The organism is Streptomyces sp. NPDC002156, assembly GCF_053593675.1.
Genome location: NZ_JBSFDA010000102.1, coordinates 10,537 through 36,843 on the forward strand (window position 1 = coordinate 10,537; position 26,307 = coordinate 36,843).

Consider the following 26,307-nt stretch of genomic DNA (forward strand, 5'->3'; position numbering starts at 1 on the left):
CCGCCCGTTCGACCGCCCGCACCACCGGTCCCGCCCGTTCGACCGCCCGCACCACCGGTCCCGCCCGTTCGACCGCCCGCACCACCGGTCCCGCCCGTTCGACCGCCCGCACCACCGGTCCCGCCGGTACCACCGCCAGCACCACCGGTCCCGCCCGTTCGACCGCCCGGACCGCCTGTACGACCGCCCGCACCACCCGCACCGCCTGTACGAGCACCCCCACCACCCACACCACCCGTACTGCCCGCGCCGCGCATCCCACCCGCACCGAGCCGCGCGATCAGCCGGTACGTCCCGATCCGCGCCGGATCCCCGTCCCCGAGCCGCTCCATGCCCGCCTCCCCATGCGCCCCGCACCCCCTACCCCGTCGGGACACGCGACAACCTGTCGCGCAAAACGCCCGACCGCAGACAGGACGCCGATATCCCGCCGTCACCCGGGACACCTACGCTCCACGGCATGACCCCTCAGCCCAACCCCCAGGCGGGCGCGGCCGTGAAGGCCGCCGACCGCGCGCACGTCTTCCACTCCTGGTCCGCGCAGGAGCTCATCGACCCGCTCGCCGTCGCCGGTGCGGAGGGGTCCTACTTCTGGGACTACGACGGCAAGCGCTACCTCGACTTCACCAGCGGCCTCGTCTACACCAACATCGGCTACCAGCACCCGAAGGTCGTCGCCGCGATCCAGGAGCAGGCCGGGCGGATGACGACGTTCGCGCCCGCCTTCGCCGTCGAGGCGCGGTCGGAGGCGGCCCGGCTGATCGCCGAGCGGACCCCGGGCGATCTCGACAAGATCTTCTTCACCAACGGTGGCGCCGACGCCGTCGAGCACGCCGTGCGCATGGCCCGGCTGCACACCGGCCGGCCCAAGGTGCTGTCCGCCTACCGCTCGTACCACGGCGGCACCCAGCAGGCCGTGAACCTCACCGGCGACCCCCGCCGCTGGCCCTCCGACAACGGCACCGCCGGGGTCGTACGCTTCTGGGCGCCCTTCCTCTACCGGTCGAGGTTCTACGCCGAGACCGAGGAGCAGGAGTGCGCGCGGGCGCTTCAGCATCTTGAGGACACGATCGTCTTCGAGGGGCCGTCCACCATCGCGGCGATCATCCTCGAGACCATCCCCGGCACCGCCGGCATCATGATCCCGCCGCCCGGCTATCTCGCCGGGGTGCGCGCGCTCTGCGACCAGTACGGGATCGTCTTCGTCCTGGACGAGGTGATGGCCGGGTTCGGGCGGACCGGTGAGTGGTTCGCCGCCGACCTGTTCGACGTCGTGCCCGACCTGATGACCTTCGCCAAGGGGGTCAACTCCGGCTACGTACCCCTCGGCGGCGTCGCGATCTCGGGCGCCGTCGCCGAGACGTTCGCCACTCGCGCCTACCCCGGCGGCCTCACCTACTCCGGGCACCCGCTCGCCTGCGCCGCCGCCGTCGCCACGCTCACGGTGATGGCGGAGGAGGACATCGTCGGCCAGGCCGCCCGCACCGGCGAGACCATCATCGGACCGGCGCTCACGGAGCTGGCGGCCCGGCATCCGAGCGTCGGCGAGGTGCGCGGTACGGGTGTCTTCTGGGCCCTGGACCTCGTACGGAACCAGGAGACCAAAGAGCCGCTGGTGCCGTACAACGCGGCCGGCGAGGCCAACGCGCCGATGGCCGCGTTCGGCGCCGCGGCGAAGGCGAACGGGCTGTGGCCGTTCATCAACATGAACCGGACGCATGTCGTCCCGCCCTGCAACGTGACCGAGGCCGAGGCCAAGGAAGGGCTCGCCGCACTGGACGCAGCACTGTCCGTCGCCGACGAATACACCGAGGGACGGTAAGAGGACGGCGGGTAAGCGCAGGGGAAACTCCGCAGGGAACCCGAACGCGTAAGGTGACGTGCTCGTAGACATATGCGAGTACGTCATCCACACGCGCGAAGGGGGAGGGTTCCGACCATGCCCGCCAGCAGCGGCAACGGCGCCGTGACCCGTAGCACCCTGCGGCAGCAGATCGCGGACGCGCTCCGCGACGAGGTGCTGGCCGGGCGTCTCCAGCCCGGCCAGGAGTTCACGGTCAAGGAGATCGCCGAGCAGTACGGCGTCTCCGCCACGCCCGTGCGCGAGGCCCTGGTCGATCTGTCGGCCCAGGGCCTGCTGGAGGCCGACCAGCACCGCGGCTTCCGTGTGCACGAGTACTCGCTCGCCGACTTCCGGGGCATGATCGAGGCCCGCGGCCTGGTCACCGACGGCATGTTCCACGGGCTCGCGAAGGGCCTGCCGCTTGTCCCCGAGGGCAGTACCGGGGGCAGTGATGGCAGTGCCGCGAGGACCGCTCCGAGTGGTTTCGCCGCCGACAGCCCCGGCCCGCGCGGTTTCTTCGTCCGCGCCGGCGACCCGCGTGCCGCCGCCGCCCTCGCCGGTGTCCGCCGCCGGGGCGAGGAGGCCAGACGTGCCGCGACCGCCGGTGAGCTGAACATCCTCATCGGCTACGACCTGCGCTTCTGGCGCGAGCTTGGCGCCCTGTTCGGCAACCCGTACCTCACCGACTTCCTGCACCGGCTGCGCGTGCAGTCCTGGGTGTGCGCGGTGCAGCATCTGAGCCGGATCGCCGATCTGCGCGGCCGGCTCTGGTCCGACCACACCGAGGTCGTCGACGCGCTGACCCGCCGCGACCTCGCCGACGCACACCGGATAGTCGACTCGTACGACACCCACTCCCTCGCCCTGATCGAGGGCCTGGCGAACCTCCGCGCCGAAAACACCGTCCTCACCACAGAGGAGGACGGGAAAGAGGACGGGAAAAAGGAACACGAGGGGAACGGGGACACCGCCGAATGAGCGCTCCCACCCGTACGACGGCCACCCTCGACCTGACCGTCGTCGTCCCCGCCTACAACGAGGAAGCCCGCCTCGGCCCCACCCTCGACGCCATCACCGGCCACCTCCGGGAGAACGAGGGCCGCTGGGGCGACTGGGAGGTGGTGGTCGTCGACGACGGCTCCACCGACGGCACCGGCGCCCTCGTCACCGCGCTCGCCGACCCCCGGGTGCAGCTCGTCACCAGCCCGCGCAACCGGGGCAAGGGCCACGCCCTGCGCCTCGGGGTGGCCGCCTCGCGCGGCGCCCGCGTCCTGGTCACGGATGCCGATCTGGCAGCTCCCATAGAGGAGTTGGAGGTCCTGGACAAGGCGCTCGGCGAAGGCCACGCGGCGGCGATCGGCTCCCGTTCCGTCCCCGGGTCGACGATCGAGCACCACCAGCACCGGGTGCGCGAACTCCTCGGCCGGGCCGGCAACCTCCTCATACGCAGGGTCGCCGTCCCCGGCATACGGGACACCCAGTGCGGCTTCAAACTGTTCGACGGCGACCGCGCCCGTACGGCGTTCGCCGCGTCCCGGCTCAACGGCTGGGGCATCGACGTCGAGGTCCTCCAGCACTTCCGCCGCGCGGACTGGCCGGTCGCCGAGATCCCGGTCCGCTGGGCCCACCAGTCCGGCTCGAAGGTACGCCCGCTGGACTACGCCCGCGTCCTCGCCGAACTGACGGCCCTCAAGGCACGCGCGGTCCGCCCGGCCGACCTGTTGGCCGTCACCCTCTTCCTCCTCATGGCCGTCGCCCTGTACGCGGGCCGCTGGGCCGATCCGAACGGCCGCTACCTCCCCGACTCGCTCCAGGACCAGAACCAGTGGGAGTGGTTCTTCGCGGTCACGGCCCACAACATCAGCCACTTCCAGAACCCCCTCTTCACCGACCTCCAGGGCTTCCCCGACGGTGTGAACCTCATGGCCAACACGGTCATGCTCGGCCTGTCGGTCCCCTTCACGCCGATCACGCTCCTCGCGGGACCGGCGATCTCCCTGGCCCTGGTGATGACGCTCGGCCTCGCGGTGACGGCGACGGCCTGGTACTGGCTGATCGTGAAAAGGGTCGTACGGCAACGGGGAGCGGCCTTCGCCGGCGCGACCCTGGCGACCTTCGCACCCCCGATGATCAGCCACGCCAACGCGCACCCGAACTTCGTCATCCTCTTCATGATGCCGCTGATCATCGACCGCGCGCTGAGGCTGTGCGAGGGCGAGCGGGTGCGCCGCAACGGCGTGATCCTGGGCCTGATGGCGGCGTACCAGATCTTCCTCGGCGAGGAACCGCTGCTCCTGGCGGCGATGGGCATGATGCTCTTCGCCCTCGCGTACGCCGCCGTACGCCGGGACGTGGCGAGGACGGCCTGGCGCCCGCTGCTGCGGGGTCTGGCGATCGGCGCGGCGGTCTGCTTGCCGATCGTCGCGATCCCCCTCTACTGGCAGTTCTTCGGCCCGCAGAGCTACCACAGCGTGCTGCACGGCGACAACGCGGGCAACAGCCCGATGGCGCTGCTCTCCTTCGCCGAGCGTTCGCTGATCGCGGGCGACGCGGACAGGGCCAACGCCCTCTCCCTCAACCCGACCGAGCAGAACGCCTTCTACGGCTGGCCGCTGGTCGCCCTGGCCTTCGCGATCGTCGTACGGCTGTGGGAGCGCCCGGCGGTGAAGGCGCTGGCGTTCACGGCGGTGGCCGCGGCGTTCCTCTCGCTCGGCCCCAAGTTCCGTATCCCGCTCACCGACACCGTGCTGCCGGGCCCGTGGGCGCTGCTCGCCAAGAAGCCGCTGTTCGAGTCGGTGATCGAGGGCCGGGTGGCGATGATCTGCGCACCGGCGCTGGGCATGCTGCTGGCCGTAGCGGTGGAACGCCTGGCAGCCACCCGCAAGCTCTCCACTCAGTACTTCGGCACGCTGGCGGTCGTCCTGGCGGTGCTGCCGATCGTCCCGGCCCCGCTGAAGTCGGTGGAGCGCGTGGACGTGCCGCCGTTCATCGCGGACGGCATGTGGAAGTCGTACGTGGGGAAGGGCGAGTCCCTGGTCCCGGTGCCGTTGCCCGATCCCGGCAACGCGGAGGCACTGCACTGGCAGACAGCGGCCGGCCTCGGCTTCAAGCTGCCGGGCGGCTACTTCAACGGCCCGTACGGTGACGACCGCGTCGGCATCTACGGCGCCTCGCCTCGCTTCACGTCCAACATGCTGCGGGACGTCCGCTACAACGGCGTCGCGCCGACGATCGGCGACAACTGGCGGGCGCAGGCCAAGAAGGACTTCGCGTTCTGGAAAGCGGGCGTGCTGGTGCTGGCCCCGCAGGGGAACGACGGGGTGCTGCGCGAGACGCTGGAACAGCTGACGGGGAAGCCGGGGAAGTGGACGGGCGGGGTGTGGGTGTGGGACCTGCACGACGGGGCATGACCCGGTGACCTGTTCTTGTCGGTGTCTGGCCCATCACACGGGGGCCTGACCCACCGGCGACCTACTACGCTTCCCTGACTGCTCCGCCCGACCCGACACCTGTGATGCGAGGAGTGCTCCTTTGGCCTGTGACCTGTGGCTGGTCCCACTCGTCGACGTGCTGTGTCACACCCCCGACAACCCCTTCGCCGAGGAACTCGCCCTCTACGACAAGGTGCTGGGCGAGGCGGGACTGCCGCCGGTGCCGGTGTACTCGTACATGCCGGGCCTGTCCGGCGACGTGGCCCCCATCGCGGGCTTCGACTACGACGCGCTGCACTTCCTGCGCCGCGCGTATCTCCTCCAGGTGTGCGGTCTGCCGGTGACGCCGGTGGGCGAACTGGGCGGGGACTACGAGCAGTTGCTGGAGATGTTCGAGGCGACCGCCCAGCAGTCGCACCTGGTCTGGCACTACGACCACGCGGGCGCGTACGTCCCCGTGGACTTCCCGCACCCGCTGACGAGCGACGAACTCCTCGAAGGCGGCGGCCCGTTGGGCTCGTCCCAGACCCTGCTGCGGGAACTGGAGTTCGTGGCCCCGTCGATCGGCATCGACCCGGCGAACCCCCCGCTGGCCCCGGCCCCGCCGCTGACCCCCACGTCCCTGGAGGAACCGGCGGCACCGGCTCCCTTCGACGCGAGCCCGTTCGCGCGGGAGCGGCATGTGTGGCTGGGCCTGAACGCGGCGGCGACGAGGAGTCTGGCGCAGGGTTCGATGATCGTCTTCAGCTGAGCCCCGACACCGGGGGGTTCACCGAATGTGGGAGAGCCCCTTCTGCAGGTCGTCGGCGTTCATGATGGGGGTGAAGGAGACCTTGGCGTTGAACTGGGTGAAGAACAGCTCGGCGGTGGGCGGCATTTCAGAGCTGTCCTGCATGTCGATGACCAGCCAGCAGGTCCGGCAACCGTCCTCGGGGCCGAAGTAGGCCGCCTCCGGCTTGAGGAGGTCCATAGCCTCCTTCAACAACGTCGGCAGCTTGCCGCTGCGTATGCCCTCGTTGCCCTTCTCCGTGTCGAACTGCGCCTTGAGCAGGACACGCATGACACTCACCTTCTCCTGACGGGGGTTTTAGGTGTGCTTGATGCGTTTCCAGCCTATTCCTGTTGCGGGAGGTTGGCGCGCACACGTTCACCCCGCCGGGGCGGGACCGATCCCAGGCGTGGGAGCGGCCCCACCCCGGCCGACGGTGACCGTCAGCCCTGCTCGACGATCCGGATCGTACGAACGCCCGTGCCGCGATAGCGCGTGGGAGTCCTGGTCAGGACGGGTCGCCCACGAGGCCACTCCACGGTGGGCAGGGCAAGATGGAGCACGTGGGCACCGCTCCAGTCGGGCTCGTCCTTGCCCCCCTGCCCCTCCTCGCCCGCGGCGGCCGTCCGCAGGCGCTTGCCCACGGCGGCCGCTCCCGCGAAGTCGAGCCCCTCGATGTTGACGGACGGCAGCGCACCGACATGCTCGGCGACCCCCGCCCGCTCAAGCTCGGCGGCGGCCAGACTGAGCGCCGGGACATAGACCCGCAGGGCGGGGTCCTTCTCGGCCTCGACAACCAGCCGGGAAGCCATGCTGTTGCCCGCGCCGAGCGCGAGCGCGGCGGTGTCGTCGAAGATGACGGCACGCGGCAGCGGGTACGACTTCCCCTCGGTCACTGGACCTCCCCGATGCGCCCGGCCTCGAGGTCGGCCCACAGCTTCTCGCCGGCCTTCTCGTCCTCCTCGGTGTAGGGCCTGCCGAGGAAGTGCTCCTCGACGTACGCCCGCGTCTCCTCGTACCGCTTGCGCAGCTCTTCCTTGGTGGGCGTGGCCCCGGCCAGCTCCGCCACCAGGTCCCGCATGCTGATCCCGCGCTCCCGCGCCAGCTCCTGCAGACGGTCCCGGACAGCGGGGTCGACCTTGATCGTGGTGTCAGGCATGAGCACAGTATACCGGCGGTATACCGTCTCCGGGCGTTCGAGTGTGATGGTCATCGACACTCCGTTTCTTGCGAAGGACCCGGCACGCGGACGCGCGCCAGGAGTCTGTGGGCGCCTACGCGGGCGCGGGCCGCCGCCTCTGCAGCAGCAGCGCGCGGACCTCGGCGCCGCCGCGCCGCGCGGCCTCGCGGTAGCCGCCGGCCGCACCGGGCTTGCGGATCTCGACGGTCGTGACGGGTCCGGCGGTCGACCCGGCGGACGCCCGCGCCTGCCCAGCCGCGGAAGGTGCGACCGGCGCGGATGGCGCGACAGGGCGTTTGCGGGTCAGCCGGTCCTCGATGATGGCGCGCGGCGAGTACAGCCGCCGGGGCAGCCCCTGCGTCAGAGCGGCGCGCACCTGGGCGCTGCTCGCCCCGGCGGCCCACCACTCCTCGACCAGCGGCGCCAGCCGCAACGCGTCGTCGGCACCGAGTTCGAGCCGCGGCTCGATACGGGCCAGCGACCCGAGCAACCGCGCGGCGAGCGCGGTGCGCTCACCCGGCGGCGCCTCGGGCTCGGCCGCCGCCTCGCCGGGCGACGGCGGGGAGGGAGGTTCTTCTTCCCGGGTTCTTTCTCCCGAAGGGAGAGCGCCCGAAGCCCCGGATCGCGACTCGCCGGAGGCCAGGTTCTGGACTTCTTCGGATTCACCCGCAGGGGGTTCGTCATCGTACGGAGTGTCGAACACCTCGTACACGGTGGAGAGTTGCCCGGACTCCTCGTCCTTGCGCACCACCCGCCGCAGCTACCGGGATTCCTCCAGCTCATGCAGGGCGGAGGCGATCCGGGCCCGCCCTTCCTTGCGCTGCTCGGCAAGGGTGCGGATGGTCGCGCGAGCGCCGTTCGGAAGACTGAGGAGGTACGTCAGTACGCCTACGGCACACCAGGAGAGACTCCGGTCGCGGAGAAGGGCGTTGGAGAAGACGGAAAAGGCGCGCGTGGGCGTCGTACGATGAATACGCATGAGGAGCTCCTGGGCTTTTGCTCTTGATGCCGAGCCCCCGGGTGTTGGCGCACCGCGGGGGCGTTCTGTTGCCGTGACTCTAAGGGCACGCAGAGCGACGAACGCAAGCCGAACGGGCTTTTCCCGGGCGGAAGTTCGCGTTCTTCACTCTTCGGGGTGAAGCGCCGCCTTCAAGAGCAACGCGTGTACGAGGTGATCTCTCCCGGTTGGCCGATAACGCCAAGTCAGCGGCCACGTCTGCCCGTTGAGGGCGGGTACGGGGATGTACGCGACGCAACTCGGCCCGGACGCGAGACTGATGACGCCGGGCGGCCAGATCCGCCGGGTCGTCGCACCGACGGGCACGAGGAAGTAGACGGCACGACTCCCGCTCGCCTCCTCCACGACCGGCCCCGGCGCCCCGCCGGTCATCCGCGCCAGCCGGTCCGCGACCGCTCTGCCCTCGTCACCGTCGACCCGTACCGCGTCGAACTGGACGCCCGCCTTGCGGAGTTGGATGCCGGTGGACGGGACCCAGTCCGGGATATCGGGGGTGAGTGGGGGCTCGTCGAGGTTTACCTCGTTACTTTCCGTGTTCATGGAGACAGTTTCGGCAGGCAGGGCTAGCTTCTTCCATAACTCTGTGTCGAGGGTGCGTAGCTGTCGGAATTCGACGCGGGCCGGTGGTGACCAGTTGAGTTCGGTTGAGTTCGGGAGTGACCGGATGGCGAGTTCGGAGAACAGGATGGAAGCGGGGGGTACGGCACGTATGGTCGCCGCCCTCGCGAAGGCACTGCGTGAGCAAGCGGGGCTCACACAGGAGGAGTTGGGCAAGCTGATCGGCTACACGGCATCGGCGATCAGCGCGATGGAGACGTGCGCACAGCCCGCCAGCGACAAGATGCTCGTCAAGCTGGAGGAGGTGCTGGGGAACGGGCTGGGTGTCTTCGAGAAGGCCCGGAAGTGGATGCTGATGGAGAAGTATCCGGTTCGGTTCCGGGGCGCTGCGGCACTGGAGCGGGGCGCGGTCACGATCTCCTCGTACGCGACCTTCGTCATCGACGGCATCTTCCAGACCGAGCCGTACGCCCAGGCACTCATCCGAGGCGGCTTTCCGGCGGTCTCCGACCAGAAGCGGGAAGAACTCGTCGAGGCGCGGCTCGCCCGCCGGGCGCTCTTCGACCGCGACTCGGCCCCGATGATCGAACTGATCCTCGAAGAAGGCGTACTGCGGCGGCCGTTCGGCAGCTGGGACATCATGCGCGACCAGATGCGTTCGCTCGCCGAGGACGCCCAGCGGGAGAACGTGTGCCTACAAGTACTCCCGACGGACCGTGGGTTGCGCGGATCGCACGCTGGTGACCGCGGCCCCATGAAACTCCTCGTCACCGAGGACCACGACCACGTCGTCTACATGGAGATCGAGGATCAAGGCATCCTCATCAGCGAACCGCCCGAGGTGGCCCAACTCGCGCACCGCTATGCGAAGATCCGATCACAGGCTCTGAGCCCCGACGACTCACTCGGCCTCATCGAGCAGTTGGCAGGATCGGCAGGAGGGGAACCATGAGCGACACCGGCGCACTGCGGTGGTTCAAGTCCAGCTACAGCGACAGCGGCGGCGGGGACTGCGTCGAAGTCGCCTACACCTGGCGCAAGTCGACGTACAGCGACGACGGCGGCGGCAACTGCGTGGAGATCGCCCCCTGCCCCCACACCCCCACCACCGCGATACACGTCCGCGACTCCAAGAACCCGACCGGCCCGAACCTCACGGTGACCGGCGAGGCCTGGGGCGCGTTTCTCGGACGTACCGCCTGAACCACTGCAGCGCTCATCGGCGGGGCCCCGAAGTGGCCGGAGCAGACCTGTACGAAACGGCATACACGCACGGACACTGACCCCTGACGCCAACCTGAGGGGACAGGAATGCCGGAGGCGACACCTGAGGATGTGCTGGTCTCCTACACCGACTTCATCCAGCGCTGCCAGAGTCTCACCATCAGCCACCAACGCAGCTACCCGGCCGCCGTCCACGTGCGGTCCGCCCAGGAGCTGGTGGACAGTGCCCGCAGCCTCATCGATGTCCTGGACCGGTATCCGGGGGTGATTGACGCCCAGCCGCTTACCGGCGAGAAGATCGCCACCGCTCTGCGGCTGGCCGTGCCGGCCCTGCTGGTCCACTCCCGCTACGTCACTCCGCCCATGTCCGGACTGCCCTTCCTGCTCGACCAGCTGACGCGAATCGACTACCACCTCAACGTAGGCAGGATGGAAGGCCGGCTACGCGAGGCCGGACAGGCACTGGAGGACATCAGGCGGGGCATCATCGATGTCCCGCACACCGAGGCCGCCCGCGACACCGCTGCACGTCGGCGCACCCTGGTCCGCAGGGTGCTGCACGTCTCCCACCGCTTGGTGCCCTTCCTCACCACCGCCACCGCTGTGGCCTGCGCACCGCTGCTGCTCCCGGCCGTGGGCAGCATCGCCGCCGCCCTGGCGGCCGTCGGATCCTCGCTGGCCGGCGTCCTGCTGCCGTCAAGGGACGAGCTTCGCGCTTGCTACCACAGTGAGCCGGGTCCCCCGGTCGTCCCGCAGTCCGATTTGCTGGCGACGGCGGCCAAGATCTCACTGGACGAAGCCGCAAAACATCTACCGCCCCCGCACGATCCCGCCCGGCAGGACTGGGCCCTTCTGGCCTGGCAGGCCGCCGACCAACACCTCAACACCCTGCTCGCACAGGCCGGTGATTCCACCCCCAACAAGACCCGCCAGTCCCTTGTCGATCGAGCCAGGCGCATTCGAGCCTCCATCGACGCCCTCATACCCCCACCAGACCCCCCAGACCCCCCAGACATTCGGCACCGCCGCACGAATGGCCCGCACCTCGGCTGATGGCCTCCCGCACACAGCACCTTGTATCGAGCATTTGACACAAGATCCCGACCAGGGCATCTTGTACCCACTGCTTGATACAAGATGCCCCGGGGGGATCTCCGCATGCTCGACACCGTCCCGCTGCAGTCCCGGTTCCTCGACCACGCCGACCACTACGCCCGCTGGTCCGGGCTGGCCATCGGCACCGAAGCGGCACGGCAGCTCGTGACGATGCGCAGCGGCGACATCACGATGCCCCTCGTGTTCGCCATCACCGCTTTCGGTCTGTGCGCGGTGGGCGGTGTCCTGCTCGGCGACGCCCTGACCCTGCGTCCCCAGGAAGCGGTACGCACCGCGAGTCTCGCCCCGCGCCTGGTCCGGGACCAGGTGCCGCCCCGCATGACGCCCCTGCTTCTTCTGCAGGCGGCGTCCCTCGTCGCCCTGCTGGTGATCGGTGCGGTCACCGCCTCCGCCGACCCCGGCCAGGCGGGCAGAGCGGGGAGTGTCCTCTCCGTCACCTGCGAAGGGCTGCGCACATCCCTCGGTCCATGGCCCGGCCTGTACTACAGCGGCCCCATGTTCGCCGCCCTCGCGGTCGGAACCCCCGTCTGCGTCTGGGCCCTGCGCCGTATCGCTCACGGCCCGGGCGACGACCAGCAGCGCCGCGACCGCGCGTGGGCGATCACCGGAGCCTGGGGGCTGCTGGTGTCGACCCAGGTGCTGCTCGTCGCGGTGATGGTCCTCGTCGCGCTCACGGAGCGAGCCTGCGCCGGCCCGCTGGGTGCCGCCGCCATCGTGGCGATCTGCCCCCTGAGCCTGCTCGGCCTGTTCACCTTCGGATGGTCGCTGGTCACCGTGGTGGCACCCCGGGCGGTCGACGACGAGGCCGCCCGCGACGGGATTCCCGACGATGAGTGAGCCCGCCGTCCGCGTCGACACCACCAGCCAGGTACCGCCGTACGAGCAGATCCGCGCCCAGCTCGCCGCGCTGATCCGCACCGGCCGGCTGGTCACGGGCGAGCGCCTGCCGACCGTGCGCCAGCTCGCCGCCGACCTCGATCTGGCGCCCGGCACCGTGGCCCGCGCCTACCGCGAGCTGGAGGCCGCCGAGCTGATCCGCACCCGCCGTGGCGCGGGCACCCGGGTCGCGGCGCTCCCGTCCGAGCCGTACGCGCACGATGCCGACCAACTGGCCACGCTGGCCCGGGACTTCACCTCCGCCGCCCGAGCACTCGGCGCCGGCACCGAGGACATCCTGACCGCCGTCCGCCACGCCCTGGACCTGGGGCCCGCCTCCTCGTCGGCCCCCGCCGACAGCGGGGCGGGCGGCACCAGGACGGCGGGCGTCGGGGCAGGCCCCGGACGCCCGGGAGCCGCGGGAGCCGCGGGGGCGGGATGATGCCGACGACACTCACATCCCGCCCCTGCCCCCCAACCCCGCCCTCAGGCCCCGCTCACCGGTGCCTGCAGTTCCGTCACCCAGTCGTCGCGGTTCTCGGGGCACTCCAGGTTGATTTCGCGGGGGTAGCCGTTCGACCGGTAGCCGTTGGCGTCTATCCAGTGGGCCAGGGTCTGGGCCGTGGGGAGCACGGTGTCCATCGAGCCGTGGTGCATGATGGTCGCCGCCCGGTCGAGGGGCGGCAGGTCGAGGATGCGGAAGTCGCCGTCCTGGACGTCCTGGAGCGGGGCGGAGACCGTGACCGCGGCGTGGACGCTGATCCTGCCGCCGCCCTCCGGGGCGTCCTCGTAGTAGGCGATTCCGGGGCCCGTGGGGGTGATGCCCGCCGAGTCCAGGCGCCTGAACAGCTCGTCGTAGAGCGGGCCGATGACCGGGGTGATGTCCTCGGGCTCGTAGCTTGCGGCGGTCGCGGTCAGCTCCGCCACCCGGACCGTGGGGACGTTCTTGACGACAACGTCGTTCGTGGGCATGTGCCCCTCGCTCTCGATCGCTCGGAGCCTCGCCTCGACCTGGACCAGCCGTGCCCCGGCAGCGGCCACGGCGGTCTCCAGTTCCGCTCGCCTGAGCCGCAGCATGCCGCGCAGTTCCTCGGCGCCGACCTTCTCGTCCACGATGTCCCGGACCTGCTGGAGGGTGAATCCCAGGTCCTTGAGCGCGATGATCCGGTTGAGGCGGGCGAGCTGGGCGGCGGTGTAGTGGCGATAGCCGCTGGCAGGGTCGACGTGGGCCGGGCGCAGCAGGCCGGTGGCGTCGTAGTGACGCAGCATCCGGACCGAGACGCGGCCGTGCCGGGCGAAGTCTCCGATGGTGAACATGATGTCTCCGAGCTGACCGCCTGACACGGTGTGAGGGTCAAGAAGATACGTCAGGATGATGTGATGGATCATCGAATTGATCATCACTTCGTCGGTATCCCGGAGTTGACCGAGTCGACCGAGTCGACCGGCGTCCCCCGCGTCGCCGTCGTCATCGATGTCATGCGTGCCTTCACCGTGGCCGCCTGGGCCTTCTCGCGTGGGGTCGAGAGGATCGTCCTGGCCTCGACGCTGAGTGAGTCGCTCGCTCTGAAGGAGAGCCGGCCGGGGTGGCTGGCCCTGAAGGACGGGCCTCCGGCCCCCGGCTTCGACGCGGTCAACTCGCCCGGTCTGCTGCGGTCACGCGACCTCGCCGGGCGCACGCTCGTGCAGAAGACGACAGCCGGAACCGTCGGCGCGCTCGCCGTCGCGGACGCGCCGCTGGTGCTGTGCGCGAGCTTCGTCGTCGCCGGGCCGACCGCGCGGTTCCTGCGGGGTGAGAACTCCGGTCCGGTGACGTTCGTCGTCACCGGTGAGGACGGCCGGGCCGACGAGGACCTGGCCTGCGCCGAGTACATCGGGCGGTGCCTGGCGGGGGGCGAGGTCGAGGTGGAACCGTATCTCCGGCGGGCACGGGGGTCTCGTGCCGCCGCTGATCTCGCCGGTGGGCTGCGCAGCGGCTTCCACCCGGACGACGTCGAACTCTGCCTGGAAGTCGACCGGTTCCCCTTCGCCATGATCGCTCGCCGGGAGGAGTCCCTGATGGTCCTCCGGCCCGTCGCGGTGCCCGACCTCCCGGCCTGAGTACAGGAACAGGCCCGGCATGTAGCGGATGTTTATGCACATTGGCTATCCCTGGTATCAGAGGTACTCGGCCATCCAGGGGGACACCGATGCTTGTTGTGGGTGTGGAGGCGTGGGGGGAGTTGCTGACCGGGCTGTACGGGCGGCAGGTCAGTACCCGTGCCGAATCGGACCAGCGGTTCCGGGCGAGGTGCTGGTTGCGGGAGCTCGGCGCCGTCCGGGTGTCCGTGGCGCACTGCCCGGCCGTGGAGATACGGGACGACGCGGCCGGGTTACGGGGCGCCGGACCGTACAGAGAGTGTGCGGCCCTGTATCCCCGGTACCACCTCGCGCTCGTGCTGGGCGGCGAGTTGGTCCTCGACCAGGCCGGGCGTACTGCGCGGGCCGAGCCCGGGGGCATGGTGCTGTTCGACACCGCCCGGCCGTTCCGGATGCGGCTGGCCGCCGCGGACAACGCGGTGGTCACCGCGCAACTGCCCCAGACCCTGTCGCCCGCCCCCGCGCACTCGGCCGCCGCGCCCGGTGGCCCGCTCGCCGTGCTGGTCGCGGAGTTCCTGGCGGGACTGGCGCGGGACACCACCCCGTACCGGCCCTCCGACGAGCGGCGACTGGGCATGGTGGTCGCCGACCTGGTCCGTACCCTGCTCGGCGACGACCACCGGGCAGCCGCTCAGGAAACTCCGGCAACTCCGGTGCTGCTGTGCCGTATCCAGGAGTACGTCCTGGACCACCTCGGCGACCAGCGGCTGGCGCCGGACCGTATCGCCGCCGCGCACCACATCTCCACCCGCTATCTGCACCGGCTCTTCGAACGGCAGGAACTCACCGTCACCGCCTGGATCAAGGCCCAGCGGCTGGAACGGTGCCGACGCGACCTGGCCGACCCGCGGCTTCGCCACCTGCCCGTCCACGCCATCGCGGCACACTGGGGCTTCGCCCAGGCAGCCGACTTCAGCCGGGCGTTCCGCGCCGCGTACGGCAACACCCCCACGGGGTTTCGCGCGGGTGCGCTCACCGACAAGGAACAGTGCGCGCCACGCCAACGACACGCCTCCGACGCCCCAGCAGACTCATGGGACGGACGAGGCACGGCAGTTGCCGTCCTCCCCTCGCCTGCCTCACCTGTCGGTGGACTCAGCAGGCCTCAGTAGGACTCAGCGGTAGGACTCATGGGGGAAACAGCATGACCGAATCCGAGGCGAACGTGACAGCGAAGGCGGCGGCAGCCGCACCGCGGGCGGTGGAACCGCGCGGCGGTGCCGGGGTGTTCGACGTCGACCCGGACCAGAGCAAGGTGAGCCAGGACCCGAAGGTCGTCGTCAAGGGCGACATCGCCGTCTTCCCCGAGAACGGGGAGGTCTGACATGGGTTCCGTGGAAGGGATGCTCGCGCAGATGCGCAAGCTGCTCGGCACCGGTGAGACCCCGCCCGGGTCGAACACCAACCTCATCACCAAGTGGTACGGCTTCAACGACGCCTGGTGCGACATGACCGTCAGCTACGCCGCCGCGCACTCGGACAATCTGAGCGCGGTGATGGGCAAGTTCGCGTGGACGGTCGCGCACGCGAAGGCCTTCCAGTCCAAGGGACGTTGGCACTACGGGCTCGGTGGCGTCCGGGCGGGCGACGTGGTGTTCTTCGACTTCGACGGAACCCGGTCCATAGGCAACATCGAACACGTCGGTGTCGTCGAGGCCGTGCACTCCAACGGCACCATCACGACCATCGAGGGCAACACCAGCGACAAGGTCATGCGCAAGAGCCGCAATTCGTCCGTGATCGTGGGCTACGGCCGCCCCTCCTACGGCAACGCCCAGCCGCTGCCGCCCACCGACGGTATGCTGCGCCGCGGCTCGAAGGGCGCCGCCGTCAAGACCCTCCAGCAGAACCTCAACACGGTCATGGCGTCGAAGCTGGTGGTCGACGGGGACTTCGGCCCCGCCACGGAGACGGCGGTGAAGGCCTTCCAGAAGAAGTACGGCCTCTCGCCGGACGGCGTGTACGGGCCGGCGTCGATGGCCATGATGAAGTCCGCACTCAAGGGCGGCAGCAAGCCGCACCAGCCCACTCCGCGGCCGCCCGCCGCCGGAAAGCTCACGGTCGACGGCCAGTTCGGCCCCGCGACCTGCGCCGCACTCCAGCGCTCGCTCAACTCGCACGGCGCGAAGCTCTCCGTCGACGGCTCCCTCGGCAAGCTGACGAAGAAGGCCCTCCAGACCTACCTGAAGGTGACCGCGGACGGCGTCGTCGGCCCGAACACTGTCAAGGCCCTGCAGAAGAAGGTGGGCGCCGGCGTCGACGGACAGTGGGGTCCGGACACCACCCGTCATCTGCAACTGGCGCTCAACGCGGGCAAGTTCTGACCGCACACCGAGTAACGCCGGGTAGCCCCATGGGCCCCGTGGGCTCCGCACGCCGTGCTGTACCGCGGCGTGCGGAGCCGTTTTCGGTGCTGCGTGGACCTGGGGCTTCAGGCGGCAGCCCGCGCGGATACGGGTACCACCGGCTGCCGGGTCGTCAGCCACGCGCTCGCGCCCGGCATCAGGTCAACCTCGCGCGGCCTGCGGAATCCAAGAGGCCGCAGCTGGTCCCCGTGGCGCGGGGACATCGTGATCGCGACGGCCGTCGCCGTCCCGGCGTCGACGGCTCGCAGGCCCGGGGTCAGCAGGTCGGCGGCCACCGTGTGGTCCCAGGCGCTGGTGTCGTCCAGGGTGCCGACGATGACCACCTTCCAGTGCCGTACGTCGGGGTTCACCTCCTTCGCCCACATCGGCAGGAGCGGCAGGTCCCGCGGACCGGTGGCCAGCTCGCGGGCGAGCAGGTTGCTGAAGCGGGTGTCCGGGGGCTCGGAGCCGACGCCGGGCGGCAGCCAGACGGCAGCCGCGAGGAGGCCGCCCTCCGCACGCTCGGCCACCCAGATCCGGCCCTCCTCCAGGGCGTAGTGCGCCAGCACCAGCCGCATGGCGCTCTGTGTCCGCTCCCAGTCCGGCGCCGAGTCCTCCGTGGGCCTGCACGAGGACGGGGGCGTGGCGATCATGCGGACCACCGCGGGTACGTCCACCAGCGCCGCCGCACGCACGGCCGTCCGAGGGCGGAGTTGAAGGATCGTCGTCATGGTGCTGTTCTCCGTTTCAGGTTCAGGCAGCCCGGCTGGTGCCGGTGAGGATCGGGGTGGGGCGCAGGTGAGGTACGTGCACGTCGAGGTGGACGGGCCGGTCGTGCCGCGGTTCCGGCAGGGGCTGGGGCTGGGGCTGGGGGCGGCTCAGCAGGACCACGCCCCGCCCCGCCGCCACCGCGCCGGCGAGGGCGAGAAGGGCGCCCGTCCCCCCGTACTGGAAGCCCTCGCCCAGCAGCGTGACGCCGACCGCCGACGCTGCGACCGGGTTGACGAGGGTGAGGAGGGCGAGGGGGCCGCCGAGGCCGCTGCCGTACGCCTTCTGGGCGAGCAGCAGCCCGCCCGCCGCGAAGGCGACGGTGAGGACCGCGACCACCGCTGTGCTCCACGACAGCGTCGGCTCGACCGCGAGCTTCTGGGACAGGGTGGAGCCGACAGCGGAGGCGATGCCGGAGGCCGCCGCGAAGGCCAGGCCGGCCAGGGAGGAGGGGCCCGAGGCGACGCGTACCAGCGCCGCGATGAGGAGGGCGGCGGCGAGCGCGACCACCAGGACGCCGGTGCTGCCCAGGGTGTTCGGCGTGCCGCCCGAGGCCGTCACCGTCAGCAGTGCGGTCAGTCCGGCGAGCGTGAGGGCCATACCGCGCCACTGTGTGCCCGAGGTCCGGCGCCGGGCGACCAGCGAGCCCAGGGGCACCGCCACCACGAGCGTCAGTACGCCGAGCGGCTGCACCAGGCTCAGGGGTCCGTAGCGCAGGGCGACCACGTGCAGCAGCGCGCCGGCGGCGTTGAGGAGGACCGCCCACCACCACGAGCTGCGGACGAGCGCGCCGCGCAGGTCGGACGTTCCGGCGGCGGTCCGCTCCTGGACCACGGCGGCCGTGGCGTAGCAGAGCGCGGAAACGAGGGAGAGAGCGACGGCCAGGAGCACTGGAGAGGTCGTCATCGCGTATTCCCATCGATACGAAACGGTTTCGTACCGACAAGCTACGACGCCCCCGATCGAAACGCAAGCGTTTCTTTAGTGGAGATCGGCGCCGGAGTCGACGCATCCGGACAAAAACCGAATTCTCCCGCAACCATCCGGCCCCAGCGCCGTCTATAAAGCGCAGGGGTTCACGACCACGACGTATGTACACGTCAGGCACGTCCGCACGCGTCAGGCACGTCCGAGTCGGCACTGCGCATCTCGCACACCACCAGCGAATCCGGGGGGATTCATGTTTCGCACCATCCGTATCGGTCGTCGCCCACTCGCCATGGGAACGGCCGGCGTGCTGATGTCGCTGGGCGCGGTGGCCGCCGCGCCCGCCGCGTGGGCCGAGCCGGGGACGCCGACCACTCCGTCGGCCGGGCCCGCGCAGACCTGCTGCAACACCACGCTGTCCGTGGACGGGCCCGCCGCGGTGGGGCTGGCCGGGCAGCCGGTCGAGTTCACGGAGAAGATCACCAACACCTCCGCCACCGAGTCGCAGAACCTGTTCCTCAACCTGGTCGCGGACGCCGGGCCCGGCATGCCGAAGAACGGCCTGGCCATGTACTACCGCACGGACGGCGGGGCCTGGCAGCAGGTGCCGATGGAGTACACCAGCGGTTCGTTCCAGGGGGCGCTGCCGATCACCATCACGCTCGGCCCGGGCGAGAGCCGTGTCCTCCACCTGCGCCTCGGCCTGCCCATGGGCGAGCCGCACAACGGCAACAGCGACGGTGGAGCGAGAGCCGTCCAGCTGACCTCGTCCGTCGGAGCGGCGGACGGTTCCTGGGTCCTTCAGGCGCGTGACGTCCGTACGATCCCGGTCCAGGGCCTGACCGCCGGGCTCACCGGGGTGCCCTCGACGGCCCTACGCGGCGGAGCGCCCGTCGAGTTCGAGGCCACGCTGGCCAACCCGACGCCGTCCGAGTACCTCAACCTCAACAGCGTCCTGTTCACCGACACGTACGCGACGGTGCAGGTGAAGCGGGGAGGTGCCTGGGTCACGCTGCCGCCGGTGACGGCGACCGCCGAGCCCGGCCGGGTCGGCCACTATCTGCGCGAGCGCGACCACAAGGCCCCGGTGGGCAGCAGCAGTTCCGTTCCGGTACGGATCTCCTGGAAGGACGACGCTCCGCTCGGCAGGACCACCCTGACCCAGAGTGTCATCGTCAACGAGGGGTCCGTCCCGTTCCGGGGCACGTACGTGGGTGCCGCGTCCGCCCAAGTGGCCCTGGGCGGCGGACAGTCGGCGTCACCGAGTGCGAGCCCGAGCCAGACAGCGAGCACGGCTCCGACGCCTTCGGCCTCCACCTCGACCGGCACCACGGCCACTCCCACGCCCGTACCCACCACACCGCCCGCCACCTCTCCGGCCAACACCGGCACGCAGTTGGCGAGCACCGGCGGCGACGGCGGCACACTCGCGCTGTCCCTCGGCGGCGCCTCGCTGGTGTTCGCCGGAGGCTCCCTGGCCGCCTACACGCGGCTGCGGCGCCGCGCGTAGGGAAGCCGGGGAGGGCTCAGTCGGCGAACACCGCCGTCCCGCCCTGCGTCAGCTTCCAGTTCGTGACCGCGAAGTCGGCGGGGTTCAGACTCCCCTTCGACGTCACGTAGTCGATCATCAGCTGGCGGATCTCGTTCGTGGAGCTGTACGCGATGTCGGCGGCGGCGATGTGCGGATAGCCGCTGCCGCCGTTGGCCCGGTAGTTGTTGACGGCGACGACGAACACCTGGTCGTCGGCGACCGAAGTCCCGTTGTAGGTAAGGTTCTTGATGCGGGAGCCCTCGGCCGCCGCGATGTCGATGTCGTACGAGACGCCCGCGGCGGTGTCGTACATGTAGTCCCAGAAGCTGTTGGCGTTGGTGAGGGTCGCGGTGTCCACGGACGTGCCCGTCGGCACCTGGTGGTAGTACTTCGCCGCGAACTCCAGGTAGTCCTTCAGCTGAGCACCCGTCAGCTTCTTGCCGTACAGGGTGTTGTCGTAGATGTAGAGCCCGGCGATGTCCTTGATGGTGACGCTGCCGGCCGGGATGTCGGCGGTGCGGGAGAAGGGCGCGGCGACCGAGATGAGGGGAAGCGCGGCGTCGGACGTCGACAGGCCCGCCTTGACCGTGTCCATCTGGACCTGGTGGATGAAGTCCATGATCGGGACGTCCTTCCAGCAGGACTCCGCCGCCGAGAGGTCCTCGGTGCAGCTGCCGACCGCGGTGTTGACGTACTTCACGACCAGCTCGTGGTCGGCCTCCAGGAGCTTCCTGATCTCCGGGTCCTCGTCCACGGTGTTGGGGTTGAGGGTCTGCGCGGTCTTCTTGGTGACCTTCCACTGCCCGCGCACGAGTTCCAGCTCGAAGTCGAAGACGCTGAGCCGGTAGCCCCAGCAGTACGGCTCGGAGAGGAGGACGTCCTCGTCGGTCTCCTCGTTCTTCACGGTGTACGAGGGCACCTCGACGTGGGTGTGGCCGACCAGGATCGCGTCGATGCCGGGGACCTGCTGGGCGACGAGGTTCGAGGCGTTCTCGACGTACGGCAGCTCGTCGCCGTAGGACGAGGAACCGTCGAGCCCGGAGTGGTCGGTCAGGAAGACGACGTCACAGCCGAGCGCGCGCAGCCGGGGCACGTACTTCTTCGCCTGCTCGACGAGCCCGGGGAAGACCATCCTGCCGCTGACGTTGTCCTTGTCCCAGAGGGCGATGCCCGGGTTGGTGAGCCCGAGGATGCCGACCTTGATGTCCGGGGCGCCCGGCACGCGGATCCGCTTCACGGTGTACGGCGGGAAGGCGGGCTTCAGCGTCTTCGCGTCGAGCGCGTTCGCGCCCAGCAGCGGGAAGTGACACTGGCTCTCGAACTTCCTGAGGACCTCGATGCCGTAGTTGAACTCGTGGTTGCCGAGGGCGGCGGCGTCGTAGCGCATGTGGTTCATGGCGACGGCCATCGGGTGCTTCGGGGCGCCCTTGTCGGTGATGGGCCGCACGCGCGCGAAGTAGTAGGCGAGGGAGGTGCCCTGGATGATGTCGCCGGCGTCGACGAGCAGGACGTGCTCCTCGCCCTTCGCCGCCCGCTGCTGCTTGATGAGCGTGGCGACCCGGGCGACACCGACGGAGTTGCCCTTCGTGTCGGAGTAGGCCTTGTCCAGGTAGTAGTCCCAGTCGAAGACATGGCTGTGCAGGTCGGTCGTGCCCAGGATGGAGAACGTCCAGGTCTTCGGGCACTTGGCGGGCCTGTGCCCGGCGGGCTTGGGCTGGGCTGCCTCGGCGGTACCGGCGCCGGCCGCTCCCGCGACGGCGACAGCCGCGCCGGTGACGGCCGACTTCTGCACGAACTCACGGCGGTTCATGGGCGAGATGGGCATGGGGGAACTCCTGAGCAGTCGATGGCTACACGCGTAGAGCGTGGCGGCACACCCGTCGCCCAGGAACCAAGAACAGGCCATGACAGGCCATGTCCCGGTCAATTCCAGCGAAAACCGGGGGCCCCGCCCGCCCCGTTAACCCCCTGTGAACCTTGTGTCAGTGGTGTGACCTACGCTTCTCTTCACTGGCTCTACACAGAGACCAAGTGGCCCCGCTTCAGGGGCACTTTCGTACCGGGGGGTTCGAAAACATCGTGCACAGACGCACTCTCTCGACCGCGCTCGCGGTCGCACTCACATTCGGTTCCGTCGCGCTCACGACCGGCGTCGCGGGTACGGCCATGGCGGACGACCAGCGGGACCTGGGCATCGTCTCCTTCGGTGACATCGTTGTGGACGGCGTCCACCAGCGGGTCTTCGTCAGCGACCCGGCCAGCGACCGGATCGTCGTCACGGACTACAAGGGCAACTTCGTCCGGGAAGTGTCCGGCCTGGGCGGCGTCAAGGGCCTGGAGCTGTCGGCCGACTCCGGCACCCTGTACGCGGCGGTGCCCGACGGCGTCGGCGACACCGGCGACGCGATCTTCGCCATCGACACGGCCACGGCGACGGAGTCGGCCCGGTACGCGACGGGTGACGTCGACCCGCGGTCCGTGGCCCTCGCGGGCGGCAAGCTGTGGTTCGGGTACGGCAGCATCACCGACGGCGGCACCGGCAACATCGGCTCGGTCGACCCGACCGACCCGGAGCACAAGGTCACCCTGGACACCGACACGACCCAGCCGTGGACGTCCGCGCCCGTGCTGGACGCGGCGCCGGGTTCGAACACGCTGGTGGCGGGCCTGCCGGGCGCGACCAGCACCGAACTGGGCGTGTACGACGTCTCGTCGGGCACCGCGACCGCCACCGCGCGCACGACCGTCACGGGCGGCCGACTGCGCGACCTCGCGGTCACGCCGGACGGCGGACGGGTCGTCGTGGCCGCCCAGGACCAGGTCAGCCAGGTGGTGTACAAGACCTCCGACCTGACGACGGCCGGCAAGTACACCAACGGCCAGGGGTACGCGAACGCCGTGGCCGTCGCCCCCGACGGCTCGGTCGCGGCGGGCAACGACACGAGGTACGGCCAGGGCCTGAACGTCTACAAGCCGGGCGGCACGACCTCGGTCCGGGACTACACCCTCAGCAGGTCGGACGGCACCGGCGGACTCGCCGACGCGGGCCTCGGCTGGGCCCCGGACAGGTCCCGCCTGTTCGCGCTCACGGCCCTGAACGGCACGTACGAGCTGCGCATCCTGAACACCCCGACGAAGGCCGTCACCAGCGTCTCCGTCACCGCCCCGACCAAGTCCAACCGGGCGAAGAAGCTGACGGTCAAGGGCAAGGTCACCAGCAAGGTCGCTGTCCCCGCGGGCGCCAAGCTGACGATCACCCGCAAGGACCTGGAGAACCCGAACGGCCGGAAGATCGGCAGCGCGACGGTCGCGTCGAACGGCACGTTCTCCTTCACCAACAGCCCGCCGGTCGGCGGCAAGGTGACGTACACGCTGTCGTACGCGGGCGACGCCGACCACCTGGCGTCCTCGGGCTCGGACGCGGTCGAGGTCTCGCGCGCGGCGACCACGATCCGCCTCTCCAACAACAAGAAGACGTACGACTACGCGAAGAGCGTCAAGTTCACGGCGCACCTCGGCAAGACGTACAAGAACCGCAAGGTCGAGATCTGGGCCGACCCGTACGGCTCCGCGCCGAACAAGCTGGTCAAGGCCGGCACGGTCAACAAGAACGGCGACTTCTCGGCCACGTACAAGCTCACCCGCGACACCCGCCTGACAGCACGGTTCACGGGCGACGCGCGCTACGCGCCCAAGTCGGTGGCCAGCACGGTCTACACCAAGGTCAAGGTGTCGACGACGATCAGCCGCCAGTACAAGAACAAGAAGGTGTACGGCCAGACGTACGCCTACTTCCACCAGGCCACGAACCCGCTGTTCACGACGTCCATGACGGCGTACCCGAACCGCGAGCAGCGCCTGCAGATCGAGTTCTTCTACGACGGCGTCTGGTACGACGGCGGCTCGCAGTACTTCGCCCTGGACTCGGCCGGGATCTCCCGCGTCGAACTGGGCGGCGTCCACGACATCGGCTACCGCTTCCGCATCCGCTCGTCGTACATCGACGGGACCTCGGGCGACAACGTGAACGCGACGACGCACGGGGCGTGGAAGTACTTCATCTTCACGACGTGACATGACGTGAGAGAGGGGCACCCCGTCGGACGGGGTGCCCCTCATTACTTGCTCGGACACCACTTGCTCAGATGAAGGAGTTGACCTCGATCGTCTCCGTGCGGCCCGGGCCGACGCCGATCGCCGAGATCGGGGCGCCCGACATCTCCTCCAGCGCCTTCACGTACGCCTGGGCGTTCTTCGGGAGGTCGGAGAAGGACTTCGCCTTGGTGATGTCCTCCGACCAGCCGGGGAGGGTCTCGTAGATCGGCTTCGCGTGGTGGAAGTCGCTCTGGGAGTAGGGGAGTTCCTCGACCCGCTTGCCGTCGATCTCGTACGCCACGCAGACCGGGATCTCCTCCCAGCCGGTGAGGACGTCGAGCTTGGTGAGGAAGAAGTCGGTCAGGCCGTTGACGCGGGTCGCGTACCGCGCGATGACGGCATCGAACCAGCCGCAACGACGGTCACGCCCCGTCGTCACACCCCGCTCGCCGCCGATGCGGCGCAGCGCGTCACCGTCCGCGTCGAACAGCTCGGTCGGGAAGGGCCCGGCACCGACGCGGGTCGTGTACGCCTTGAGGATGCCGATGACCCGGCTGATCTTCGTCGGGCCGACGCCCGAGCCCGTGCACGCGCCACCCGCGGTGGGGTTGGAGGACGTGACGAAGGGGTAGGTCCCGTGGTCGATGTCCAGGAGCGTGCCCTGGCCGCCCTCGAAGAGGACCACCTTGTTGTCGTCGAGGGCCTTGTTGAGGACCAGGACGGTGTCGGCGACGTACGGCCGCAGCCGCTCCGCGTACGTCAGCAGCTCCTCGACGATCTGCTCCGCCTCGATCGCACGCCGGTTGAAGACCTTGGTGAGGAGCTGGTTCTTGCCGTCCAGCGCCGCCTCGACCTTCTGCGTGAGGATCGACTCGTCGTAGAGATCCTGGACGCGGATACCGACACGGTTGATCTTGTCGGCGTAGGTCGGGCCGATACCGCGCCCGGTCGTCCCGATCTTCCGCTTCCCGAGGAAGCGTTCCGTCACCTTGTCGACGGTGACGTTGTACGGGGTGATGATGTGAGCGTTACCGCTGATCAGGAGCTTGGACGTGTCGACGCCTCGCTCGTTCAGCCCGTTCAGCTCGGAGAACAGGACCGACGGGTCGACGACGACGCCGTTGCCGATGACGGGTGTGCATTCAGGTGTGAGGATTCCGGAAGGGAGGAGGTGCAGGGCGTACTTCTGATCGCCCACGACTACCGTGTGGCCGGCGTTGTTGCCGCCCTGGTAGCGCACCACATAGTCCACAGACCCACCAAGCAGGTCCGTGGCCTTCCCCTTGCCTTCGTCACCCCACTGAGCACCGAGCAGCACAAGTGCGGGCACGCGCGTACACCCCTTCCGGGCGGGGCATGTCCAAGGCCAGGGGCGTACGTGACTGAGCTCTCGGCTCATGCCTCGTACACCGGCGACCCTCATCGGCCGCAACCCGTCGGACCCGGATGCCCCGGAATAGACGAAGCCCCTGGCGCAATAGCGCAAGGGGCTCTTGCACAAAGATGCTACCCGAGGAAGCGAGGCATGACCGAGGTGGCGACTTCCGACCAGCTCCTCGTGGTCATCGACCCGGTCGCCCGGCGGACGGACGGCGAGTCTGTACGAATCGCGAAAGACGTGCTCAGCGCGGGTGCGACCACAAAAGTGTGCCTCCCGGACAGCCCCGAGGAATTCGCCCGGGTCCTGTCCAGGAGGGGCTCACGCCGACCGGTGGTGATCGGCGACGACAGGGCACTTCTCCGTACGGTGGCCCTCCTCCACCGGCAGCGGGAACTGGCCGGATGTGCACTGTCCGTCGTCCCGGTGGGCGCGGCCGGCGTCCTCTCCCTGGCCCGCTCGCTCGGCGTCCCCACAGGCGCGGTGGCGGCGGCCCGGGCGGTCCTGGAGGGCGCGGAGCGCCGCCTGGACCTGCTCGTCGACGACAGCGATGGTGTGGTGGTGGGCGCGGTACGGATTCCTGCGATACGGGGACCGGCCGGCGCCGGTGAGGTGGTGGTCGGTGCGGAGGCGGATGCTTCGGCTCACGCTCATCCCTGGCTGCGGACGTGCCAGTCACTGGTACGGACCCTGGCGGCACGGCCGACCCGGGGGGCACGGGTGACTCCGGTACCCGGCCCCGGCCCGTCCCGACTCCGCGTCGAGGTGGACGGGGTGACCCTCGTGGACCTCGACCAGCCCGTGGAGGCGGTGACGCTGACCCCCGGGGTGTCCGGGGGCGCCCGGGTGGAGGTCCGCCCGGTGTCGGTGGGCGCGGAGGCGTCTCCGCTGGGGGCGGTGGGGCGACGGGTGACGGTGTCGGGGGCGGATTTCCGGTACCGGGCGGATGCGGGGGTTGTGTCGGGGCCTGTGCGGAGGCGGGTGTGGGTGGTGCGGGAGGGGGCTTGGGGGTTGACGCTGCCGGGGTGAGGGGTGGGTTTTTCGCCCCCGCCGCCCCTACCCGTCCCATCCCTGGGGGCTGCGCCCCCAGACCCCCCTATGTCGCGCTG

28 protein-coding genes are annotated in these 26,307 nt (G+C 69.9%); 16 read left to right on the forward strand and 12 right to left on the reverse strand.

Translation table 11 applies throughout. The features are described from left to right. On the reverse strand, window positions 1-223 hold a 223-nt coding region (locus ACWCRB_RS32520), incomplete at its 3' end, for a hypothetical protein (protein WP_450999469.1). 237 nt (window positions 224-460) lie between these two features. Here ACWCRB_RS32520 and ACWCRB_RS32525 point away from each other — a divergent pair. The 4 genes from ACWCRB_RS32525 to ACWCRB_RS32540 all read left to right on the forward strand — a co-directional run bounded on the left by ACWCRB_RS32525 (window position 461) and on the right by ACWCRB_RS32540 (window position 6,025). Then, on the forward strand, window positions 461-1,822 hold the full coding sequence (locus ACWCRB_RS32525; protein ID WP_450999470.1) for an aminotransferase class III-fold pyridoxal phosphate-dependent enzyme: 1,362 nt from the start codon (window positions 461-463) through the stop codon (window positions 1,820-1,822). 117 nt (window positions 1,823-1,939) lie between these two features. Next, window positions 1,940-2,821: a GntR family transcriptional regulator gene (locus tag ACWCRB_RS32530; protein ID WP_450999471.1), complete on the forward strand. Its 882-nt coding sequence runs from the start codon at window positions 1,940-1,942 to the stop codon at window positions 2,819-2,821. Further along, on the forward strand, window positions 2,818-5,253 hold the full coding sequence (locus ACWCRB_RS32535; protein ID WP_450999472.1) for a glycosyltransferase: 2,436 nt from the start codon (window positions 2,818-2,820) through the stop codon (window positions 5,251-5,253). The genes ACWCRB_RS32530 and ACWCRB_RS32535 overlap by 4 nt, the downstream gene beginning before the upstream one ends. A gap of 121 nt (window positions 5,254-5,374) precedes the next feature. Then, entirely contained in the window at window positions 5,375-6,025 is a 651-nt protein-coding gene (locus ACWCRB_RS32540; RefSeq protein WP_369036567.1) for a hypothetical protein, read from the forward strand. 18 nt (window positions 6,026-6,043) lie between these two features. Here ACWCRB_RS32540 and ACWCRB_RS32545 read toward each other — a convergent pair whose 3' ends face one another. The 6 genes from ACWCRB_RS32545 to ACWCRB_RS32570 form a co-directional block, all read right to left on the reverse strand. Then, window positions 6,044-6,334 carry a hypothetical protein gene (locus tag ACWCRB_RS32545; RefSeq protein WP_369036566.1) on the reverse strand — a complete coding sequence of 97 codons (291 nt, stop codon included), beginning with the start codon at window positions 6,332-6,334 and terminating at the stop codon, window positions 6,044-6,046. Window positions 6,335-6,486: 152 nt separating this feature from the next. Then, entirely contained in the window at window positions 6,487-6,939 is a 453-nt protein-coding gene (locus ACWCRB_RS32550; protein ID WP_450999473.1) for a hypothetical protein, read from the reverse strand. Continuing rightward, a complete protein-coding gene (locus tag ACWCRB_RS32555; protein WP_232838647.1) occupies window positions 6,936-7,202 on the reverse strand; it encodes a cupin domain-containing protein in 267 nt (88 codons plus the stop codon). Before ACWCRB_RS32555 ends, ACWCRB_RS32550 begins: the two co-directional genes overlap by 4 nt. A 115-nt stretch (window positions 7,203-7,317) precedes the next feature. Beyond that, window positions 7,318-7,974 (reverse strand): hypothetical protein, encoded by a 657-nt coding sequence (locus ACWCRB_RS32560; protein WP_450999474.1) that lies wholly within the window; start codon window positions 7,972-7,974, stop codon window positions 7,318-7,320. 9 nt (window positions 7,975-7,983) lie between these two features. After that, the gene (locus tag ACWCRB_RS32565; RefSeq protein ID WP_450999475.1) at window positions 7,984-8,202 is read right to left on the reverse strand and encodes a hypothetical protein; all 219 of its coding nucleotides are present in this window, start codon (window positions 8,200-8,202) and stop codon (window positions 7,984-7,986) included. A 144-nt stretch (window positions 8,203-8,346) separates the two neighbouring features. Beyond that, window positions 8,347-8,781, reverse strand: a complete 435-nt coding sequence (locus tag ACWCRB_RS32570) for a hypothetical protein (RefSeq protein ID WP_450999476.1) — start codon at window positions 8,779-8,781, stop codon at window positions 8,347-8,349. 124 nt (window positions 8,782-8,905) lie between these two features. Between ACWCRB_RS32570 and ACWCRB_RS32575 the strand changes: the two genes are divergently transcribed. The 5 genes from ACWCRB_RS32575 to ACWCRB_RS32595 all read left to right on the forward strand — a co-directional run bounded on the left by ACWCRB_RS32575 (window position 8,906) and on the right by ACWCRB_RS32595 (window position 12,457). After that, complete coding sequence (locus ACWCRB_RS32575; RefSeq protein WP_450999477.1) at window positions 8,906-9,751, forward strand: helix-turn-helix domain-containing protein; 846 nt, start codon at window positions 8,906-8,908, stop codon at window positions 9,749-9,751. Continuing rightward, the gene (locus ACWCRB_RS32580; RefSeq protein ID WP_450999478.1) at window positions 9,748-10,002 is read left to right on the forward strand and encodes a DUF397 domain-containing protein; all 255 of its coding nucleotides are present in this window, start codon (window positions 9,748-9,750) and stop codon (window positions 10,000-10,002) included. Before ACWCRB_RS32575 ends, ACWCRB_RS32580 begins: the two co-directional genes overlap by 4 nt. Before the next feature lie 108 nt (window positions 10,003-10,110). Beyond that, window positions 10,111-11,076 (forward strand): hypothetical protein, encoded by a 966-nt coding sequence (locus ACWCRB_RS32585; protein ID WP_450999479.1) that lies wholly within the window; start codon window positions 10,111-10,113, stop codon window positions 11,074-11,076. Window positions 11,077-11,181: 105 nt separating this feature from the next. Next, window positions 11,182-11,976 carry a hypothetical protein gene (locus tag ACWCRB_RS32590; protein WP_450999480.1) on the forward strand — a complete coding sequence of 265 codons (795 nt, stop codon included), beginning with the start codon at window positions 11,182-11,184 and terminating at the stop codon, window positions 11,974-11,976. Beyond that, complete coding sequence (locus tag ACWCRB_RS32595; protein WP_450999481.1) at window positions 11,969-12,457, forward strand: GntR family transcriptional regulator; 489 nt, start codon at window positions 11,969-11,971, stop codon at window positions 12,455-12,457. The genes ACWCRB_RS32590 and ACWCRB_RS32595 overlap by 8 nt, the downstream gene beginning before the upstream one ends. A 44-nt stretch (window positions 12,458-12,501) precedes the next feature. Here ACWCRB_RS32595 and ACWCRB_RS32600 read toward each other — a convergent pair whose 3' ends face one another. After that, complete coding sequence (locus ACWCRB_RS32600) at window positions 12,502-13,332, reverse strand: MerR family transcriptional regulator (protein WP_450999482.1); 831 nt, start codon at window positions 13,330-13,332, stop codon at window positions 12,502-12,504. A 75-nt stretch (window positions 13,333-13,407) separates the two neighbouring features. On the opposite strand from ACWCRB_RS32600, the gene ACWCRB_RS32605 reads away from it, so the two are divergent. The 4 genes from ACWCRB_RS32605 (at window position 13,408) to ACWCRB_RS32620 (ending at window position 16,478) form a co-directional block, all read left to right on the forward strand. Beyond that, the gene (locus tag ACWCRB_RS32605) at window positions 13,408-14,115 is read left to right on the forward strand and encodes a 2-phosphosulfolactate phosphatase (RefSeq protein ID WP_450999493.1); all 708 of its coding nucleotides are present in this window, start codon (window positions 13,408-13,410) and stop codon (window positions 14,113-14,115) included. 89 nt (window positions 14,116-14,204) lie between these two features. Then, window positions 14,205-15,266, forward strand: coding sequence for a helix-turn-helix domain-containing protein (locus ACWCRB_RS32610; RefSeq protein ID WP_450999483.1), 1,062 nt, complete (start codon window positions 14,205-14,207; stop codon window positions 15,264-15,266). A 32-nt stretch (window positions 15,267-15,298) separates the two neighbouring features. Beyond that, window positions 15,299-15,478: a hypothetical protein gene (locus ACWCRB_RS32615; RefSeq protein ID WP_450999484.1), complete on the forward strand. Its 180-nt coding sequence runs from the start codon at window positions 15,299-15,301 to the stop codon at window positions 15,476-15,478. 1 nt (window position 15,479) lies between these two features. Then, on the forward strand, window positions 15,480-16,478 hold the full coding sequence (locus tag ACWCRB_RS32620) for a peptidoglycan-binding protein (RefSeq protein WP_450999485.1): 999 nt from the start codon (window positions 15,480-15,482) through the stop codon (window positions 16,476-16,478). A gap of 107 nt (window positions 16,479-16,585) precedes the next feature. Here ACWCRB_RS32620 and ACWCRB_RS32625 read toward each other — a convergent pair whose 3' ends face one another. Both ACWCRB_RS32625 and ACWCRB_RS32630 read right to left on the reverse strand, forming a co-directional pair. Further along, entirely contained in the window at window positions 16,586-17,230 is a 645-nt protein-coding gene (locus ACWCRB_RS32625; RefSeq protein WP_450999486.1) for a hypothetical protein, read from the reverse strand. A gap of 22 nt (window positions 17,231-17,252) precedes the next feature. Further along, window positions 17,253-18,173, reverse strand: a complete 921-nt coding sequence (locus ACWCRB_RS32630) for a hypothetical protein (protein WP_450999487.1) — start codon at window positions 18,171-18,173, stop codon at window positions 17,253-17,255. A 274-nt stretch (window positions 18,174-18,447) separates the two neighbouring features. On the opposite strand from ACWCRB_RS32630, the gene ACWCRB_RS32635 reads away from it, so the two are divergent. Continuing rightward, window positions 18,448-19,704: a hypothetical protein gene (locus ACWCRB_RS32635; RefSeq protein ID WP_450999488.1), complete on the forward strand. Its 1,257-nt coding sequence runs from the start codon at window positions 18,448-18,450 to the stop codon at window positions 19,702-19,704. Between the two features lie 16 nt (window positions 19,705-19,720). On the opposite strand, the gene ACWCRB_RS32640 is transcribed toward ACWCRB_RS32635, so the two are convergent. Continuing rightward, entirely contained in the window at window positions 19,721-21,550 is a 1,830-nt protein-coding gene (locus tag ACWCRB_RS32640; protein ID WP_450999489.1) for a bifunctional metallophosphatase/5'-nucleotidase, read from the reverse strand. Window positions 21,551-21,804: 254 nt separating this feature from the next. On the opposite strand from ACWCRB_RS32640, the gene ACWCRB_RS32645 reads away from it, so the two are divergent. Further along, the gene (locus ACWCRB_RS32645; protein WP_450999490.1) at window positions 21,805-23,799 is read left to right on the forward strand and encodes a YncE family protein; all 1,995 of its coding nucleotides are present in this window, start codon (window positions 21,805-21,807) and stop codon (window positions 23,797-23,799) included. Between the two features lie 67 nt (window positions 23,800-23,866). On the opposite strand, the gene ACWCRB_RS32650 is transcribed toward ACWCRB_RS32645, so the two are convergent. Continuing rightward, window positions 23,867-25,150 (reverse strand): adenylosuccinate synthase, encoded by a 1,284-nt coding sequence (locus tag ACWCRB_RS32650; RefSeq protein WP_450999491.1) that lies wholly within the window; start codon window positions 25,148-25,150, stop codon window positions 23,867-23,869. A 195-nt stretch (window positions 25,151-25,345) separates the two neighbouring features. On the opposite strand from ACWCRB_RS32650, the gene ACWCRB_RS32655 reads away from it, so the two are divergent. Next, window positions 25,346-26,227, forward strand: a complete 882-nt coding sequence (locus tag ACWCRB_RS32655; protein ID WP_450999492.1) for a diacylglycerol kinase — start codon at window positions 25,346-25,348, stop codon at window positions 26,225-26,227. The last annotated feature ends 80 nt before the right edge of the window (window positions 26,228-26,307 follow it).